Annotated in this window: 1 protein-coding gene; it reads left to right on the top strand. The window is 53.5% G+C overall.

Annotated elements, in window-relative coordinates; genetic code table 11:
- Nucleotides 1–73 precede the first annotated feature (73 nt).
- A partial coding sequence (locus AC1RP1_RS08075; RefSeq protein WP_481762727.1) for a hypothetical protein occupies nucleotides 74–353 on the top strand: 280 nt, incomplete at its 3' end.

Below are 353 nucleotides of genomic sequence, written 5' to 3'. Positions count from 1 at the left end.
ATCAGGAACGCCTATTGCGGTGCCGGCAAATACATGGACGAGATGTCAGCAGACATTTAGCATTCCTTCGGTTGTGGGAAAGACGCTGGGCACCAATCACTATCTGCGGTTCCAGCTGGCTACGACGGCGGCACCCGGCACGTTCACGGCGCTGATCACTGAGGTGCAGCTCGAACAGGGCCCATCCTATACGGGCTTCGAATTCAAGGACTTGTCGGTGATGGCGAATGAGTGCTTGTTCTATTATGAAGCCTTCCCGGGATCGCCATTTGCGTGGTCGGGTCAAGTTGGTAATACGCAAGTCCCACAAATGACAGTGCAGTACGCATATAAACGCGTAAATAACCCCACTC

It is taken from the genome of Dellaglioa sp. CoH-56-MRSF-13 (assembly GCF_056782095.1).
The sequence above is the reverse complement of the archived record's forward strand: the minus strand, read 5'-3'. Positions and strand labels throughout refer to the sequence as shown.